Source organism: Methylobacterium sp. WL103 (assembly GCF_008039885.1).
Lineage (GTDB): Bacteria > Pseudomonadota > Alphaproteobacteria > Rhizobiales > Beijerinckiaceae > Methylobacterium > Methylobacterium cerastii.
In genome coordinates this window covers 1-17584 of sequence record NZ_VRUX01000039.1, presented here as the reverse complement: position 1 = coordinate 17584, position 17584 = coordinate 1, and the positions used below count along the sequence as shown (strand labels likewise).

The 17584-nt window shown below is 55.3% G+C and carries 15 protein-coding genes and 1 pseudogene; 13 read left to right on the top strand and 3 right to left on the bottom strand.

What is annotated here, in order from left to right:
• Positions 1-537 precede the first annotated feature (537 nt).
• From FV222_RS04920 to FV222_RS04905, 4 genes are all read left to right on the top strand, one after another.
• The gene (locus FV222_RS04920; RefSeq protein ID WP_147813270.1) at positions 538-1164 is read left to right on the top strand and encodes a hypothetical protein; all 627 of its coding nucleotides are present in this window, start codon (positions 538-540) and stop codon (positions 1162-1164) included.
• Between the two features lie 141 nt (positions 1165-1305).
• Positions 1306-1770, top strand: coding sequence for a hypothetical protein (locus FV222_RS04915; protein WP_147813268.1), 465 nt, complete (start codon positions 1306-1308; stop codon positions 1768-1770).
• 102 nt (positions 1771-1872) lie between these two features.
• Positions 1873-2244, top strand: coding sequence for a hypothetical protein (locus FV222_RS04910; protein ID WP_147813267.1), 372 nt, complete (start codon positions 1873-1875; stop codon positions 2242-2244).
• A gap of 390 nt (positions 2245-2634) precedes the next feature.
• Positions 2635-4014, top strand: a complete 1380-nt coding sequence (locus FV222_RS04905) for a tetratricopeptide repeat protein (protein ID WP_147813265.1) — start codon at positions 2635-2637, stop codon at positions 4012-4014.
• A gap of 390 nt (positions 4015-4404) precedes the next feature.
• Here FV222_RS04905 and FV222_RS04900 read toward each other — a convergent pair whose 3' ends face one another.
• Complete coding sequence (locus FV222_RS04900; RefSeq protein ID WP_147813263.1) at positions 4405-5187, bottom strand: hypothetical protein; 783 nt, start codon at positions 5185-5187, stop codon at positions 4405-4407.
• Positions 5188-5466: 279 nt separating this feature from the next.
• Between FV222_RS04900 and FV222_RS04895 the strand changes: the two genes are divergently transcribed.
• Entirely contained in the window at positions 5467-5730 is a 264-nt protein-coding gene (locus FV222_RS04895) for a hypothetical protein (RefSeq protein WP_147813261.1), read from the top strand.
• A 273-nt stretch (positions 5731-6003) separates the two neighbouring features.
• Here the strand turns inward: FV222_RS04895 and FV222_RS04890 are convergent, their stop codons facing one another.
• Positions 6004-6213, bottom strand: coding sequence for a hypothetical protein (locus FV222_RS04890; RefSeq protein ID WP_147765202.1), 210 nt, complete (start codon positions 6211-6213; stop codon positions 6004-6006).
• Positions 6214-7308: 1095 nt separating this feature from the next.
• Between FV222_RS04890 and FV222_RS04885 the strand changes: the two genes are divergently transcribed.
• The 3 genes from FV222_RS04885 to FV222_RS04875 all read left to right on the top strand — a co-directional run bounded on the left by FV222_RS04885 (position 7309) and on the right by FV222_RS04875 (position 9656).
• Positions 7309-7887 (top strand): PAS domain-containing protein, encoded by a 579-nt coding sequence (locus FV222_RS04885; RefSeq protein WP_147813274.1) that lies wholly within the window; start codon positions 7309-7311, stop codon positions 7885-7887.
• A 505-nt stretch (positions 7888-8392) separates the two neighbouring features.
• On the top strand, positions 8393-8656 hold the full coding sequence (locus FV222_RS04880; protein ID WP_147813259.1) for a hypothetical protein: 264 nt from the start codon (positions 8393-8395) through the stop codon (positions 8654-8656).
• A gap of 388 nt (positions 8657-9044) precedes the next feature.
• On the top strand, positions 9045-9656 hold the full coding sequence (locus FV222_RS04875) for a hypothetical protein (RefSeq protein ID WP_210248452.1): 612 nt from the start codon (positions 9045-9047) through the stop codon (positions 9654-9656).
• A 1314-nt stretch (positions 9657-10970) separates the two neighbouring features.
• On the opposite strand, the gene FV222_RS04870 is transcribed toward FV222_RS04875, so the two are convergent.
• Positions 10971-11693 (bottom strand): spermidine synthase, encoded by a 723-nt coding sequence (locus FV222_RS04870; protein ID WP_147813255.1) that lies wholly within the window; start codon positions 11691-11693, stop codon positions 10971-10973.
• 239 nt (positions 11694-11932) lie between these two features.
• Here FV222_RS04870 and FV222_RS04865 point away from each other — a divergent pair.
• The 5 genes and pseudogenes from FV222_RS04865 to FV222_RS04845 all read left to right on the top strand — a co-directional run.
• Positions 11933-13012: pseudogene (locus FV222_RS04865) on the top strand (IS5 family transposase).
• Between the two features lie 507 nt (positions 13013-13519).
• A complete protein-coding gene (locus FV222_RS04860) occupies positions 13520-14617 on the top strand; it encodes a glycosyltransferase family 2 protein (RefSeq protein ID WP_246685333.1) in 1098 nt (365 codons plus the stop codon).
• Positions 14539-15249, top strand: coding sequence for a class I SAM-dependent methyltransferase (locus FV222_RS04855; RefSeq protein WP_187277218.1), 711 nt, complete (start codon positions 14539-14541; stop codon positions 15247-15249). The genes FV222_RS04860 and FV222_RS04855 overlap by 79 nt, the downstream gene beginning before the upstream one ends.
• 39 nt (positions 15250-15288) lie before the next feature.
• Positions 15289-16806, top strand: coding sequence for a hypothetical protein (locus tag FV222_RS04850; RefSeq protein WP_147813251.1), 1518 nt, complete (start codon positions 15289-15291; stop codon positions 16804-16806).
• 479 nt (positions 16807-17285) lie between these two features.
• A partial coding sequence (locus FV222_RS04845; RefSeq protein ID WP_147813249.1) for a CDP-diacylglycerol diphosphatase occupies positions 17286-17584 on the top strand: 299 nt, incomplete at its 3' end.

Sequence of the window (17584 nt, the reverse complement as noted above, 5' to 3'; positions counted from 1 at the left end):
TTGGGCCGGCAGGCTTCGACCAGGGGCTCCAGATCAGCCCATTGCGCGTCGCTCAGCATCGTCCCTCCTCCATCAGAGAGACGAAAACGCAAGCCCAGCCAATCTGTTCAGGCGACGACAGGCCCTAGCAGGACGATCCAACTCAGCTCGCTTCGCCGCTCATCAATATAGCTTTCTATGACTGGCATAAATTAGATGTGAAGATGCAATTCACCTCTAGCTGGTCGAGAAATCATGAGAAGCATGGCTTTAGCAAATTTACAACGCGATCTTGTGCCGACGTTGCCGCCATGGGAGCGTCGCAAGATCCGAACGCTATCCCAGGGAATGGAAGAGCAACGTGCTCGTGTAATGAGTTCGCTGGGTATGATGCATGACTGCTACCGCAGAATGGATGACTGCGGGAGTATGGACGGCCGTGGCAATAACATGAAGCTGTGCCGAGTGCCCTTGTGCCCTCGGTGCTTCATGAGGACCCGAGGCAAACAAACGGGTATCGCAATCAAGCGCACCTTCGCGGGTGCAGCGAACGAGAATATGGCGTTCCTCACGTTGCTGGTACCACCCTCGACGGACCTCAGCGTGGTTGATCCTTGCATGGGCAAGACGGAGAACCGTCTGCGAAACCTCATCCGTAACAGGAGAAAAATCGATCCACGCTGGGATACCGTGCAGTACACGGGCTGGTGGGAGATGGAACGTCATGACTGGCAGGACGTCCACGGGTTTGGCCGCAACAAGAAGCTCGCTATGGAGGGCTTGGGCTGGCCCCAGTTCGCGAACCGCAACGACGACACAGTGTGGCAGCCCCACCTACATGCGATCGTATGCCTCGGTGGCGTTAGCAGGGACGAATTCGCCGACGCAGTAAGATCAAAAGGGCATGGCTCCCCCTATCAGGTGGACTTACAGGGCTTCGACCAAAACAAGGACGTGGATAAAAACATCAGCGATCTCGTTCGGTATTCTATGAAATTCCGAATTGAGGCCGATTATAAGATGTCTTCGGCAAAATTTTGGCGGGATGGCTCAGCCCTATCGTTACAGAGAGATTGGTGGAGAGACAAAGACATCAGGAATTACGTGGAATGGCTCATGTGCAAGAGAGGGGGATTTGAGAGATTACGGACGAGTGTTGGTGTTAAGCAGATGAGTGTTTTATAAATTTTCTATACAAGATACGAACTAGCTGTCCCTGTATTCGATCTGATCGTAGTGAAATACAGAGCAATCTTCGGTTGAACGGCAGGACAACGGTAGTAGCGTTTCGGCATGAGAGCCACACAGGCTCCAACGGAGATGCAGATGTCGGTGCTCAAGACCCTCAAGCTCAGCAATGCGGCGCCCATCGTTAAAGCTGGCGATCCGCTGGCGCGCGCTCGTGACAAGCTGCTAGGCAGCCTGGCCGATCAGCGGGCCTTCGCCAGCGCAGTGGTGGCCGGGGAACTCTACACACCGCCCAAGAACCTCGTGAGCCGCAAGAACGAGGCAGGCGAGCGGGTCAGGGTCGAGGTGAGCCGGCGCATGCGCAAGGGTTGGTTCGAGGACGGCACGGGTACCGTGCATTTCGCAGCTCGCGTGGGCGGCAAGCCGCTGGAGCTGGCCAAGGGCAAGCAGGCAGTGGAGGTGGGCACGCTGGATAAGCTGCCGTCGGTCATCGGTACCCTGATCGAAGCCGTACGCGCGGGTGAACTGGACGCCCAGATCGCCACGGCCGCTGAGGCACGCGGGCTGATGATGGCGGAGCGTCGCAAGCCGAAGGCCGCTTGAGTGCCCCCATCCTTTCGACGAGCAGCGGCGACCCTGCTGCTCGTCCTGCCGTCATCGCCGATCTGGGCTGGCACGTCCGGCTGGCCCCAGCGGCTCGCCGGGATGCGCCAGTGCTATGCGGCGCGACAGATCTTCATGGAGGCAGCCGGGGATGCCTCATCCCTGCTGTGGTGGGCCTCCTCGGACAACCATCGCTATGGCTTCCTCAATCCCTCGGTAGTGATTGATGCCCGTCAGCGCGTTCAGGAGATGATCGCCGCTGCCGATTGGCGCTTTACCAGTCTGGCCGCGCGCGAACCGGTGGCTGCCCGGGCATGCCGGCAGCATGCAAATAGTGCCGGTGCTCGCGTTTTTTCCCTAACGCGCGATGTCCTCGCGGGGCATGCGATGTCAGTGTCTCCTGGCGAGCAGCGCTCCAATCAAGCGCTTGGCCATCAGCAAGCGCCCAGGATACCCCAGGATCGCCAACGCTGATACGCGCGTGCCCTGGCCGTTCCAGTAAACGGAAACCGCTTAGGGAGCGTACTACCGTTTCAGCCAAAAAAGGTAGAACGTACGATCATATGGGATGGCCACTCAGCCTCGAACAGCAATTTAATAGGATTTTTGACCGCATTCATAAGGCCTTAGCTGAGCGGTACCGGCTACCACGATCAATGCGCTGTGCCCGTGGGACTGGCGAGCTGGACATCAAACCGCCCATTCTGCGGATATGCTGAACCTTCGATGGAATAGATGCAAAAACGCAAAAATTGATTTCGTTGGAGGATTTCTCGGCACTACCAAAATTGCGGTAGGGGTTGGAACTCCAGCGAGCCGTCTGCGTGATTTACGATGCATGACGATTGTCGATAAAAGGGCGCGATGCAGAGCATACGTCGAGGTCTGGTGCTCGCTGGTGCCGTGTGGATCGGAGCCATCGGCGCCGTGTCTGGCAATCCAGCTGATCTCGAACGGGGCCGAGCTTTATCTGCCAAAGGCGACTTTGCGGCAGCTATTAGCGCCTTCAGCGAGGCCATCCAAATAGCCCCCAGTGATCCAGCGGCTTATAATGCTCGAGGCTTTGCCTATCTCAAGATAAAAGATAACGCTCACGCTGTTGAGGATTTCGACAACGTTATCCGGCTCGATCCGTCTGACGTATCGGCGTACACGAACCGGAGCGCCATTCACCTTGGAGAGAAGCGGCTGGACGCTGCAATCAGCGACGCCAGCGCAGCCATACGCTTGCGCCCCAACGAAGTCGCTGTCGCTTACGGCAATCGAGCTGCGGCTTATCAGATGCAAGGGCGCGACGATGTAGCAGCGGCTGACTACGATCGTGCTCTTGAGATCAATCCACGTTTTGCTGACGCGCATTCGGGCCGCGGTACGCTCTACATGCATGCAAAGGACTACGGCCGTGCTTTGGCAGCGTACGACGCAGCTCTATTCTATGGGCCGGGTGTAGCGCGATACCTCAATGGCCGTGGCGTTGTTTATCGTGGCTTGGGCAATGAGGAGGCAGCAAGAGCTGATTTTAGCGCTGCGATAGCAGCCGAACCGCAAAACTCAATGTATTATCTCAATCGGTCCTACACTTTTGCACGAAACGACCCAACGAAGGCTATCGTTGATGCAGATACTGCAATCCGACTGAACTCAAAATACGCGAGGGCGCTACATTATCGCGGATCCCTGAAACTCAGCCTCAAACAATACAACGCAGCCATCACCGACCTTGACGAGGCTTTGCGTTTAGATCCGAGCAATGCTCGCGCCAGGCTTGAACGAGGTGAGGCACATTACCGGAAGGGAAATTGCAGCTTGGCAGCGGCAGATTTTGACGCTGCTATTGCGCGAGATCCTAATCTTGACCGAGCCTATCTTGGTCGTGGAGCATGCCTGCTTGGGCGAGGCGATCTGAATGCTGCCCTCTCAGCAATCGACAGTGCGATCAAATTGAAGGCTGATGATCCCGGCGCGTACAATCTTCGCAGTATTGTGCGCGAGCGGCAGAGCGATCTCAAAGGCGCATTATTGGACCTGAATGAAGCCGTACGCCTCGGCCCATCCTTCGGCACGGCATACGCCAATCGCAGCCGTGTTCACGCTCTTCTGGGTGATAAGGTCAAAGCAGATGCTGACCGTGTTAATTCCGATCGTCTCAGAACGGAGGTTCCCATCGATGCCTCCAAAATCGTCCCATCGGCGAACCCTCTGACTTTTCAGGGCTCAAGACCGGTGTCCGAACCGACGAGATAGCAGGTGTCGCCGTTTGAGAAGGTATGTTCTGCCGTCGGCGTGCGACACGTCGATCGGGATGGGGCGTGCGGGGGAGTTGGACGCGTAAAGAGCGATGGCTGCCAAGGCACGTGGCCTGATGATGGCGGAGGGTCGCAAGCCCCGGGCAGCTTGAGCCCCTGGCGCATGGTGGTGAGTGGCTGCGTTAATCCAGCCTTTCACTACCCCGTCTGCCACGGGTACGTGGTCCGCCGCGCATACGGCGAAAGGCTACGTTTTAGTGCTTTTTATGCGTGTATTCTCAAGAGCTTAGGCGAGCCAATATCGTCGCCAGCTACTTGCGCGCAGGACATCAAGATCCAGCGATTGCGACGCTGCCAACGGCCTTCGCTGCCCATTCCCGGCCACCAATCAATGCGCGAGGCCCACCGGCTTGTCGAGCTCAACCCGAAACCGGATTGCCCGATCGAACAGGGGGGCTTTTCGATATTGCCGATCACGCCGCCATGAAGGGGCGCTTTCATCACCCACCAGCCGTGTTTCGAACAGACCCAACCATGTCAGCGGCCGCAACACCCGGCTCTCGAAAGCGAACCCTGCGAAATCCGCCGGGCCGTAGTCCAGCGCGGGGTCCCAAACCGTACAGCTGCGCATCAGGTCTTCGCGAGCGATCCATTCCGGCGACATGACGGAAAGGCACCACAGCACGATGCCGATGTGGTTCTGCGGCCAGGCCTCCGCGGGCACGCGGTCGAAATAGCCAAGGTTGACGCGCCAGAGCATCGTCTCGAACAGGCAACGGAACAGATCCGCAGCTTGGTCGTCACGAACAAGCGTTGCACCAGCTTTGGTCACCAGCAGCCGCCGCTGCCGTTTGCGAAGCAGCTTGGCAGTTTGCGCGATGATCCGGGTAGCCTCCACGGGCATCACATCGATCTCGTTGAGCACCTTGTTCATCGAGAGCACCTGGGCCTTGTCATAGCCGGGCCAGGTCATGGCATCGAAGAGCGCCCGAACGTCGGCGCGGCTCAGCGCACCCGTGGCGGTCAGCGTGAGGCCAGCGAGAGCCTGAGCCCGCTGGATCATCAGGCGTGTAATTCCAACCAGTGGCGCGGCCATCGCGTGATCCGCTGTGGCATCGACGGTGATTACCCCCGGCATTCCTCCGGCCGACAGCTCCAGCAGGCTATCCAAGCTGGATCGGGTGAGGAGGCCCCAGACAGGGGGTTGGGCGAGCGTGGACATGAGCGAATATGTGCCACCGCCCCAGCGGTTCTGGCCAGGGTAATCAGCCTTGCTTTAGAACGCTCACCCATACGCTTGAAGGGTTCTTGTGCTGCTAGGGCGCTGAACCCGCGCCCCGCCGGTGCTGGGGCTTCCTGGGCGCGGGATGACAGCTGTCGCTGTGAGGGGAGGGGGCAGCACTTGGAGTGGGTTTGCCCATCTGATCTTTCAACGACGCATGGATAAGGAATGCTCCGGCTCTGGCTCACGAGCACGGCCATCGGCACGCTCGCAGCTTGGTACTCGGGCCTCGATCCATTCGCCCCCTACTTGTACGAGTTCATCATCCTCGGCGCGTTGGTGTTCGGCGCTGGCGTTCTCATCCTTGTGGCGGGCATGATTGGTAGCCCCATCCTCATGCTGCTCGTCGTAGGAGCGCTTCCCCTGGCCATGGGCTACAGCGAACGCATCCTGCAGGGCGAGATCAAACCCAGCGGCGTCTTCCACCGCTAAACAGTCGATGCACCTTTGGACCTGGTGGGCGCCTACATTCCGGATGGTCGGGGGGTCGGCATAGTTGCGCCCTATTCCCCTGCGACGCCTTGGCTTGTCGGAGCGGCGGGGCATAATGCGCAAAAGTCTGATCGCGATCCTCATCTTCGCTTGCGCCGCGTCAGGGTGCGTCTCACGAACCGGGACCGGTGTGGGCTCAAGCCGCACAACTGCGTTTAATCTTGATCCTGATCGCTCGCGGTCTTGTAACGGCGGCCCGGTCTATCAGCCCTGCTAAATTTCATTAGGCGCCTTTGGCCTTGCGATCCACTTTAGTGCGGCATCAAACTCGGCCTCATCCGCGCTGGCACCAGCCGCCCGTGCCGCTTCGATGAACCGTCGGCGCTGTTCCTCAGACGTAAGCTTACCGGCGCAGAGATTGCGGCTCAAACTGCCAGCGAAGGCGAGCAACTCGGAGGCGATGGGCTCCGGCTCTTCGGTCATGTGCAGCAGGACGTGAAGGGAGAAGCTCGCGGGCCTACGTGCGGCTAGCGACCTTGATCCCGACGCCTTCAGGAGCCTCGTGGAGGGTGGAGAGCGGCTTCGCCCTCGCCGGTTCGGCGAAGCTGTTGTCTGGAACCGCGCAGCGCTTGATACGATGTCTGAGGCAGCCCCTTGCCGATGAAGAGCATGGACCGACACCTGCGCGGAGCGGCCGGGGTTAATCTGGCCTTAGTTGGCGCGCACCCACGTGGCATGGTCCGGTTATGACATATGCTACAAAACGAGACCATGTGATCTCAGTGTTCCCAAACGACCAACAGCCGGGCTCCTTTCGCTGGACCATTACCGCGTTGTCCACCACGTCAGTGACCCAGTCTCCCTACGCCTTCGCCACAGCGTTAGGAGCCACCATGTCGGCTGAGTGCTGGTTGCGCGAAATCGCGAAGAGGGACAACGGATAACCGCGGGGCAGGCTCTCGCGCGTAAGCTCGGCGCGGACGCTGGGCGTCCACGTCGGGGTTCCTGGGTGAGCGTCAGACACCAGCCCAACACCCACGATGCTCGCAGCTCACCCAAAAGCTAAGCTGTTCAGCTTGTTATGAAAGGAGGCCTCACATTCTTTATGGAGGTTTGTCCAACTTCCCCGCAAGGTGGGTAGCTCGCGTCGCCACTATCGTGTAGAAATTAAGCAACTAATTACATCAATATTTATAAATAATTAATTGTAGCTCCGCGACAAATTTCTACGGTCTTCAAGATTTGACCGGCCTAAGTAAGCGTGTATTTATTTAAGCAAAACTGCCGTTTCTACGACATTAAGATTGATGTCTAATTCGCAAAAAGGCTGACTTTCGTAGAAGTCAGACAGCGGCACTCCAAGAGCGTCGGCGATACGGGTCAAGTCCTTTGTGTTGTTCGCCATCTTGGTCACATCTCTTTACGCAATCTTGCGATCTCGCAGGAATGGCAAGCAGTGAGCGCCACCTGATATCTTCAGCACGGGCGGGGTTGCGTTCGAAGCCTGCAACTGCATATGTTAATTTTCGAAAATATTCTGTCCCCTTGAAGGGGAGGCTGGAGGTTTCGCCCGTGGGCATGAGTGCTATCAGCCAACACACTGATCTTGAGCACCTACGTGCCGCCCTTGATGCATCATGTGTCGTCGGTACTTGGATGTGGGATCATGTCCGGGGCGTAGTCACCTACGACGAAGGCGCAGCACTACTTCTCACAGGCGATCCGGAGCTTGCCGATTGTGAGATCTGCGGTCCCATCGCTTTGAAGGCGATCCATCCCGAGGATATGACGTGGCTGATGGAGCACATGCTTCAAGCTGTCCAGGTGGGTGGCTTGGTGCTATCCGAATACAGAGTGTTCAAAAACGATGGAACAGTCCGGTGGCTCCTTAGTCGCGGGCGGACTTACCACAATGCAGCGGGCCAACCAGCACGATCGCATGGCATCCTCATCGATATCACTGAGATGCGTGACGGCGGCGAGTGCTATATCCTCGGCAATCCACCGAAGTCGGAAAAAACCCTTGAGCATGCAGCGGATCTTGGTATCGCACTCAAGCAATCTCTTCCTGTTGATGCCCCACCTGAATTACACCAAGCTGCCAATTTGATGTTAATGAGCCTTGGGCACGCAATCGCTCAAACTATTAAGGCATAGATGCAAATTAAGTAGTGTTTTTATATTTATATTATGAATAATTAGGTGCATTATTAGATTTCGAGCGCTTGATGACCAAAGTCGGCCCATCTAGTCGTCCAACGCAGCTTCTTTAGGGCCTGAGAGCGGATGTTTTAAGAATCTGCAAAGGGTCGATTTCGTTGAAGATTTCGGGACCGGGCCGAAGGAGCACTGTGGGCCGCTGCAGACGTAGAAGTTCCTGCTAACGTGTTGCCAAGAGCACGGCGAGCAAGGGCCAATGATCCGCCATGAGGAATGAAAATTCCTCGGGGGCTCGCATTGGGTATCGCCCGAAGAGCCGCCTGCGAGTTTTACAACAAAATCGGTCGAAAGCAGACCAACTTTGGGTGCCATCCGTCAGACGAGCTGCTGAAACCAATAGTCTCGCGCGCACGTAGATTAAGATTGCCGGCCATCGTCCCTCGGGCGCCGGTGGCTGAGAGCGTCCTTCGCTCCCGCCTACGTTACGTGCGCGGAGAACGGGATGCAGCGCTACTACTTCAACATCCACGATGGTCAGGACCTGTGGGACACGGAAGGCACGGCCCTTCCGGACATCCGTGCGGCTCGGATTGAAGCCATCCGCTATGCCGCGGAGGTGTTAAGGGATGAGGCCTCACGGCTGGAGAACGGCGAGGCTTGGCAGATGGACGTCCTCAGCGACAGGGGGCTTTCGCTCTTTCGGGTCGACTTCCGTTTGTCGGTGTCGACAGAGCTCGTTCCGACCCTGTCCCGCTCGGTTGATTAAGTAGTGAAGGAAGGGCTTCCGCTTCCCACCTGTTCCGGGAATTAGATTATTACCTCGCTGAGCCCCCCCCTGCAAGCAGGCATTCCCGGCTTCTGCAAAGGGTCGGATGCTGCCTTACGAATCAGGCGCAGGATCGCGGGCGGGTCCGTGAACACGGTCGCGTAGGTCAGATCGGTGCTGAATACGACCTTCGCGGCACTCAACCCGGCTGGCAGGACCCTTAGACGATTCAGCGGTTCAGAGCGGGGACGTCGCAAACCTGCTGCATTTCAACTGCAGGTTTTGTCCAGGCTGATCGAGATTGAGCTCAAAAATCAGCTGTAGGAAGTGTGACAGGACGTTTGGATCTGCAGCGTTATCTGTCTTGATGAACGAAAGGTAATTGCCGATGCGTAGACTCTCGTTGCTCGCTACGACGTTGATCGCTATGAGCCCGCTTCCGTCCTATGCAGAATCGTATCAAAAGGCTGGATCCGAGTTACAGATCGGAGAGACTGCGACGGTTCCCCATCTCGTTCCAAAAGGCCCGGAAGTGCCGATTGAACTGCGGATCACCGCCATTGAAGAAGGCTCTGCGAACGATCTGAAAGGGTTTGAGATTCCTGTCAACCTGAAGAACGCACGGCCGATCTATGTGCGTTACGAATACAAAAATCTCAGCGACGCGGATCTGTCAGCCCAGAGCATCGGTGCATTCGTCGCCATCGACGACAGAGATCAGGCGCATGCGCCCGTGTCGACATTGAGCGGCGGAACCTTCACGACCTGCGCGACGCCGACGGCGAAGGCGCTGACCCAGGGCAAGACCGGTCAAGGATGCCTGCTGTTCATGATCCATGCGAATGGGCGATTAAAGGCAGCCGCCTACAAGGGGCATTACCGCAGCGAAGGGGGCGCCAATCCCCAGGTGTCCTACCCAATCTACTACAATCCCGTGAGGTGGACGGCGAGCAAATCCGCGACAGTCCCGTCCGGTGAACGACGCACCATTGTTCAGTAAGGTGGCTCCCGACCGAACTGCGTGGTCCCGGATTTTCGAGTGGAAGCATGCTCGCGGTCTGCCTCAGGGAAGCGGACCTTGACCTCGCTCAAAAAAGCGGACGTTCAAAATCCGCCCCAAACATGTCACTCTCAGCCTCGCATCAGGCATCCGAAAGTGGCCGTTGGAAATCCTGGCTTCTTCTGTGTGACGCCAACTCATTTGAAATACGCGCTGCTGCGTGCTTTTCCGTAGTGCATCCGAAATTGAGTTGTGCGAAATCGATCTCGTCGGCTCTTGCCGACGACGCCTACGCCAGGGTCTCTGAAAACCCCAATCCTCTGGCGTAGGCGTCTGCAATTGGCAGCGGGAGCGACCATCGTGCTCCTGCCCGCAATTTAAAACAGCGCATGTCTGGATCCCCGACTAGTATCAATGAACGATGCCAGCCTCACACGGGTAAGTTTTTCCTGCTGGGTCCTCAATGCCGCAAGGGGCAGCCAACCGCACAAGCATGATCTCCGGGTGATCCCCTTGTACGCGGACACCACCAGCTACATCGTGACGCCCAGGCAGCGCACCACCCTGTACAATTCAGAGCTTTTTGCCGGCCGCAGCATCACAAGCTGCGCCGTGAAAGAAGTTTCGTGGCAACAGTGACCGACGTAGCAACAGCGTGGAAGCTTCAGACTGAAGATGCCTCCGGGTTGGTCCGCGCCGAAAATCGGTTACGCGCTGTGATCCGGTCAAGCGGGAGATCAGGCATTGCCCGCCCAAACACCTCCTGCTCCAGGAAGGCTCGCTCAACTTCCAGCTGCGCCTCGACACAGTCCGAGTACCAACATCGGCGTGGGCCGCTCCACCGGAAGCCGCGTCATTTCAGAGCGTCCTTGGACTCGAAAGGGGCTCGTTGTGCTTAAAGGCGCACCGGGGGGCTTGGAGGCGGTCTCAAGCAAGACGGTGAAAAGGGCCGCGCTCTCCTCACGCCGGGCGTAGAAAAGGCGACAACCGGTGATGCGACAAAGAAGGGTCATGCCCTGAACTTCGAATCCCAATCAGGCGCAACCAGGAACTATTTCCTGGCATCCCTCCCACCAACCCCATCACCAAAGCTGACAAAGAGCTACTTCGACTGGGACGGTCCCACTCGCCAACGCCACCGAACAAAATCTAACTTCCGCCTACCACAACGCTGGACCTCTGCCCTCTGCCTCGTCGCAAAAGTAGCCGCAGTAGATCACATAAGGTGGCGGTTTAAATAGAACCGTTTCTTAAAAATTATAGCTATGCAGTATTTTGGGGGGACGAAACTCTGAGTAGGAGATAACTTTTGTTTCAAAAGAGCCGGCATTTCGCAAGGTACAACGTCATTCCGACTCTAATATCACCGTTTAGATCCTGAAATGTGATCATGCGAGCCTGCACGTCGTTAAACACAGTACTCAAAATATCTTGAAAATCTATATTCGGCAAACCTTTTGACGCAATAGCTATTATTCCACCAGGCAAAATATGTTGAGCAAGCCGCCTAAGCCCGTTGTGAGTATAAAAGCTTGCATGATTTGAATGAATAAGCTTGTCTGGGGCGTGATCGATCTGTAAGATGACCGCATTGTGTCGTCGGTTAGGTCTATCTTGATCGAAGCCGTCCTCGGATGCAGCGCGGGTGAAGAAGTTCGTCTGGACGAAGCGGCAGCGCTGATCGTTTTTCAGACTTGTCCCGAGGTGTAACAATCCTTCACTGTGCCATTTTATTATCTCGGGCATGGCCTCGACGACCAATAGGTGGCCAACACGGCTATCATCCAGCACGGCTCTTGCGATATACCCTAGTCCTAGCCCCCCGATTACTATGTCAAGGCCTTCACCAGTGACATTTGCGAGAGCAATCTGAGCAATTGAGATTTCGGAATATCTTGTCTGACTTGACATCAGCTCGACATCCCCGATCATGACTTGAGTGATCTCGTCGCCGGTAAACGGATCGTTTCGATACCGTAGGCTCAAAGGACCCATATTTGTCCGGTGCGGGTCAATTTTCTCATTGATAACAGTCATTCTAGACCCATTTTGATGCTGCCGACTGAAAGTGATGCTTCATATCATCCACGAAAAGGGCGTATCGGGGAAGAGTGTGCGTTGTGCAACCCCGCAACCCATTGTTCCACCCACATTGAATTGGTCCGCCTTTTGGTACGGCTTTTGTGTTTGGAGGACGGACGGACACCTCGAAATACCCCCTTCCGTGCGGGGCGGTGTCGTGATTCCCTGGTGCTGTCGGCGTAGGGGAGGCTCGGATGGGTCAGCCAGGGTTCTTCGATCTGGATGAGCGCTATCAGCGTCTGTCGGAGAACGGCGACCCGCTGGTGAAGCTCGCGGCCTTGATCGACTTCTAGGCTTTCCGCCCGAAGTTGGCCACCGCACTGAAGTGGTCCGATGGGTCGAAGGGGGGCCGCCCGCCCTACGATCCGGTCCTGATGTTCAAGATCCTGGTCCTTCAGACACTCTACACGCTGTCAGACGACGCCACCGAGTTCCAGGTCCGGGATCGGCTCTCGTTCATGCGCTTCCTCGGTCTCGGCTTTGAGGATGGCGTGCCCGACGCCAAGACGGTGTGGCTGTTCCGGGAGCACCTGACCCGTGCCGGCGCGATCGACGAACTGTTTGCCGCCTTCGACGCCTGGTTAAAGGGCAAGGGTTACCTCGCAATGTCGGGGCAGATCGTCGATGCCTCGATCATCGCGGCCCCACGTCAGCACAAAACCAATGCGGAGAAGGCGGCTCTGAAGGAAGGCAAGATCCCTGACGCGTGGGCGCCCAAACCGAAGAAGCTGGCGCAGAAGGATCGCGATGCCCGCTGGACCCTGAAGCGGGCCAAGGCGCGGCCCGCAAAGGCGGACGGCACCAAGGCCAAGGTCGAGATCGCCGTTCCGATGTTCGGCTACAAGACCCACATCTCGATCGACCGCAAGCACGGGTTCGTCCGCCGCTTCACCGTGACCAGCGCGGCCGCCCACGACGGGGCACAACTGGCCAACGTCCTCGACGCGACCAACACGGCGAGCGACGTCTGGGCCGATACCGCCTACCGCTCGAAGACCAACGAAGCTCATCTGACCAAGTATGGCCGGCGCTCGAAGATCCACTTCCGGCGGCAGCCCGGCCTCGATCTGACGCCGGCGCAGCACAAGGCCAACCGCGCCCGCTCCAAGGTCCGCTCGGCCGTCAAGACGGTGTTCGCCGGCCAGAAGCACCGCTTCGGCCTGTTCGTGCGCACGATCGGTTTGGCCCGAGCCCGGACCAAGATCGGGCTCGCCAACCTCGCCTACAACCTCAAGCGCTTCCTTTGGATCGAAACCCGGCCGGTGGCGGCCTGAGGGATGCTCGGGATAACCCCCTGAGCCCGTGCACGACCACTGCCAAGTTACCAGAACGCCAGTCCAATCACGCCAAAGCTGCGATTGGAGTCAAATCAACGGCCGAACCCCGCAATTGCGCGGTTCTTCGAGGTGTCCAAACGCGATAATGTCACCTCGAAGTAATATAAATTGGAGTACCACTTCGCTCGATGCTGACCATACAAGCAGTTTTACAAATATAATTAAGCAAGCGTTCGATGAACGCAGCAATAATCCGCAACACGTCCCTAAAAAAGTCGCCTACGTACTGAATTTTTTTCAAACCGAGACTACATTATCAAGTGCCGCCCTAAAATGGGCATGACGAGAAGTCGATGCGGAAGACAACTTATTCATTAGGCGAGTGCGAGGATTTCGTACACATGACTTCAGCATCGCAATCGAAGGGCGCTTGAGAAGAGGATCGTCCCACGTGAAAGGGCTCGTTAACCATTAACTTATACCTCGCAGCTGAGCGACCGCCCGATGGAGGCATCAATGGTAGCTGTGCCGATCCTTCTCTCGTTAGTGGTGCCGGTCTTCAACGAAGAGGCTGCTATCAGTCTCTTTCTCAAGCGTGCGATCGCCGCGATTGAAGCTGCTTGTCGCCGTGTAGGTCCGGGTACGCTGTACGAAATTGTGTTTGTCGATGACGGAAGTACCGACGCCACCAATAGCATTTTGACGACGGCGCGGCAGGAGAATAAATCAATTGAAGTAGTAGGCCTTTCCAGAAACTTTGGGAAAGATGCCGCGCTTGCAGCAGGTCTTCGCCATGCTCGCGGAAATGCAGTCATACCAATAGATGTTGACCTGCAAGACCCCCCCGAAGTCATAGTTGAAATGATATCAAAATGGATGGCTGGAGCCCTTATTGTAAATGGCGTTCGCGACCACAGGCGCGCTGATACAAGACTGAAAAGATTCACCGCATGGGGCTTCTACTATTTATACAATCGCTTCGCAGACCAAACGATACCTAATGACGTTGGCGATTTTCGTCTCATTGATCGCCGGATCGTTGATATTTTAAACACTCTGCCTGAGAGATCACGATTTACTAAAGGCCTCTTCTCGTGGGTGGGCTTCCGGCAGGCAGAGGTATTCTTTGCTCGTGAGGGACGACACAGCGGCACAACAAAATGGCGCTATTGGCGCCTGTGGAATTTCGCTCTTGACGGCTTAACTGGATCGACCACTGCACCACTACGGATCTGGACCTATATTGGAATTAGTATAGCTAGTTTGGCCTTCTTGTTCGGCCTTTTACTAGCTGGGCTTACCATCGTCGCGGGCAATGCTGTACCCGGATATCCATCACTAATGGTAACGGTACTATTTTTCGGCGGTTTGAACCTAATCTCTATTGGGATTATGGGAGAGTACATTGGCCGCATTGCTGCAGAGGTAAGAGGCCGACCACTATATCTGGTACGAGACATCAACGGTGAATTTAAACGCCCACCTGATCAGGACTTTGCATGGAACCCGTCGCCTATAGCCGAATGGCAGATAACGAGCAGCGGCATTGGTGGTTTGCCGGACGACGCGCTGTCCTTGCAACGCTGTTCCGCCGCCAGTTAAGTCGGTACACTGGATCAATCCGAATTCTTGATGCCGGCTGCGGTAGCGGCGGAAATCTTGCGTTATTAAAATCGTTTGGAAGAGTAGACGCCGTAGAATACGACGATGGGGCAAGACAGATCGCTTTCATTCGATCTGGAATGCATATTAAGACCTGTAATTTACCGTACGATCTGCCAGTCTCTGACAGCGCATATGAATTGATTGTCCTCTTGGACGTCCTAGAGCATATCGACCAAGATGCTGAAGTTTTGTCTGCACTTAGGACTAAATTGAAAATTAATGGACAGATAATTGTAACTGTTCCAGCCTTCCCATGGCTATGGTCTGATCACGATGTAATTCATCACCACAAAAGGCGCTACACTAAAAACACCTTAAAAGTTGCAGCTAAAAATGCTGGGCTCATTGTTGAGAAAATGGGTTATTTTAATAGTCTTTTGTTTCCCGTAGCACTCGCTCGTCGGCTCCTGTCTATAATTATAAGGCGGCACGTCGAAGACGATCGCATGCCGGCGCCGCCCTTAAACAGGCTTCTTCGCCATATTTTCTCGGCAGAGCGACATACTATGGGACTATTTAGCATGCCCATAGGCCTCTCTATTTATTCGGTACTAACCAAAGCGAAATGATCAAACGAACATCATCAATACAAGAAGAATGCGCATTTCATGGCCGGTAAGCTTGCCAAAACCAACCAAAAAATCCTGCGATTTAGATGCGCAGCAGCGCATTACAGCACGAAATCAATAAAAGAGATAGAAAAACTTGAGATTATTTCGCTTTTAGCACTTTCGATTGGCGTGTATTTTCGGATTAATCCAAATCACAATCGCCCATTTTGGGTGGATGAAACTTTTACTGGCGCAATAGTCAATCAATCTACATTACATGATTTTTTTCATCAAATATGGGCCGATGTAAACGCCCCACTTTATTACTGCATTCTATATGCCTGGTCTTACATGTCGGACCTTTCAAATACGTCATTAAGGCTGCCAAGTTTGGCAATGTCCATCGCGGTTCTTATCATTGTTTTTAAGGCCACAAAAACTTTCGATCGGACTACGTGCCTACTATGGGGGTCGCTGATGTGCCTGTGGCTGCCGGGTATAGATCAGGCATCAGAGGCGAGGTGTTACTCTCTACTTCTTCTTACCTCTACAATGACAACTTTGTCGTTTGCAAATTTAATAGACTCGCCAAATAGACGTGCCGCCTCGTACTGGGCTTTGTACGGGTCAGCTACTATCCTGACTCATTATTTTTCTCTAATTCTAATTGCATTTCAAAGTATTGTCTTTCTCGCCCTTCATAGAAAGAAAGCCGTGGAACTTTCGGTTGCGCTTCTAATATTTATTATTCCAATATCTTGGATATTATACCATCTTCCTCGTCTTCTTGCATTTGCCGCCCTAGACGTTGCTTGGTATAGCCGACTAAATATCGATCATATACCAGTGATTATCAGCTACACCCTTAACTCTTTTGGGTTTATAGCGTTTTTATTCGTCTGCGCGTATTTTATCATCAGGAAATACGAAGATGCGGAGATACTGCGATTTCGCAACGCCACCATAGTGGCAGCAACATCGGCGGCTGCTTTGCTGGCATTTATAATAATTGGCTTCGCGCGGCCAAGCTTTAGTCTAAGATATTGCGTCCCATTTATCCCGGGCGTTTTGTTAGGTGCCTCACTTATGGGCAAATTTGCCGCGCGCGCTTGGCCAGTGACCCCCGTTCTCGCAATAGCCTTGTTCAGCATCCCAACCTTTCTTGATACCGGTGCGGCTTCATCAACAGCGACGTACTCGTTCGAAGCGGCCTCAATAGAAATTCGAAAAGCGGGGGTGAAACGGCTTGTTTTCCTATGGGACCATCCATCCTCCGTTATCCAGGATGACTCGCAAATGCGCTCGGTAGGTGGGTTTTTTCTCGACCGAGCTGGACAACAGATACAGGTGGTGAATGTATCGAACGCATGGAGGGAGGATCCGCAACCGCGGTTGCTTTTAGCTGCTCAGTCTGATCCTGATACTGCAATCCTTTGGGTTTATGATAGATTATTGTCGCAAACTGCTGCGCTAAAGTATCCGCCGAATATTGAAGAGATCGACCCCTCTTGGAGATGCCGCAATTATGCCAAGGCTCCATATGCAGCGCTTGTCTGTTTGCGTCCTCGTGTATGAATTTGTGTCTCTGAAGTTATGTAAAAATATAGATCGATTTGGATGCGAAACTCAAATTTGACGCCCGCGATTTGTCGATTGTGTGATGCGTTTTGGGGTGGCTGTTTAAACGAGACACTCTACTCTTTAATCGTGCGTCGCTGCATCCTTCACTTCAGCTACAGTGAAACCAGCGAGCTCTGGGCGAAGGCGGTCACAAAGCGACCATGAACAATCCGTTGAATAAAAGCCGCGAAAAACTTGTTGCCGCTCTTCGAGCTGCAAACCTAGCGCACCACTAGCACAGCTACTGAAAAAGTTCGTTGGATCAATGACTTGCTTCTGCTCAAGCTCAGATCATAATCCTCGTGTCGGGGGTTCGAGTCCCTCTCCCGCTACCATTCATCGAACCCGCCCGGCCTCCGACGTGGCGGGTTTTTTCATGCCTGACGATCGTCTGAAGCCGTGTCGCGTTCGCTCGTTGTGAGCTGGGGATCGTGATGCGTCGGATCGTGCCGCTCCTGATCCTCTTGGCCGTCTTGCCGGTACCCGCACGCTCCGCAGGCGATCCGAGCCGGGACGTGCTTTGGGCCGCGCTGAAGACCTGCGTGCTCGCCAAGACGGTCGCCAACCGGACCTTTCCGTGCCTCGACGTGGATCTCGGCGACGCGGACCGCCCCGGCACTGCGGTTTTGCGCGCGCCGGGCGAACCGACCCACGTCGTGGTGATGCCGACCCAGTCGGTGGCCGGGCTCGAGGCGACGGTGTTGCGCGGGGCGCGCGGCGCCGCCTACTGGCG

What these genes read in the sequence shown, in the direction of transcription:
- FV222_RS04920 (WP_147813270.1), top strand. Translation starts at nt 538, where the DNA reads ATGGCGTTCCTCACGTTGCTGGTACCACCCTCGACGGACCTCAGCGTG.
- FV222_RS04915 (WP_147813268.1), top strand. Translation starts at nt 1,306, where the DNA reads ATGTCGGTGCTCAAGACCCTCAAGCTCAGCAATGCGGCGCCCATCGTT.
- FV222_RS04910 (WP_147813267.1), top strand. Translation starts at nt 1,873, where the DNA reads ATGCGCCAGTGCTATGCGGCGCGACAGATCTTCATGGAGGCAGCCGGG.
- FV222_RS04905 (WP_147813265.1), top strand. Translation starts at nt 2,635, where the DNA reads ATGCAGAGCATACGTCGAGGTCTGGTGCTCGCTGGTGCCGTGTGGATC.
- FV222_RS04895 (WP_147813261.1), top strand. Translation starts at nt 5,467, where the DNA reads ATGCTCCGGCTCTGGCTCACGAGCACGGCCATCGGCACGCTCGCAGCT.
- FV222_RS04890 (WP_147765202.1), bottom strand. Translation starts at nt 6,213, where the DNA reads ATGACCGAAGAGCCGGAGCCCATCGCCTCCGAGTTGCTCGCCTTCGCT.
- FV222_RS04885 (WP_147813274.1), top strand. Translation starts at nt 7,309, where the DNA reads ATGAGTGCTATCAGCCAACACACTGATCTTGAGCACCTACGTGCCGCC.
- FV222_RS04880 (WP_147813259.1), top strand. Translation starts at nt 8,393, where the DNA reads ATGCAGCGCTACTACTTCAACATCCACGATGGTCAGGACCTGTGGGAC.
- FV222_RS04875 (WP_210248452.1), top strand. Translation starts at nt 9,045, where the DNA reads ATGCGTAGACTCTCGTTGCTCGCTACGACGTTGATCGCTATGAGCCCG.
- FV222_RS04870 (WP_147813255.1), bottom strand. Translation starts at nt 11,693, where the DNA reads ATGACTGTTATCAATGAGAAAATTGACCCGCACCGGACAAATATGGGT.
- FV222_RS04860 (WP_246685333.1), top strand. Translation starts at nt 13,520, where the DNA reads ATGGAGGCATCAATGGTAGCTGTGCCGATCCTTCTCTCGTTAGTGGTG.
- FV222_RS04855 (WP_187277218.1), top strand. Translation starts at nt 14,539, where the DNA reads ATGGCAGATAACGAGCAGCGGCATTGGTGGTTTGCCGGACGACGCGCT.
- FV222_RS04850 (WP_147813251.1), top strand. Translation starts at nt 15,289, where the DNA reads ATGGCCGGTAAGCTTGCCAAAACCAACCAAAAAATCCTGCGATTTAGA.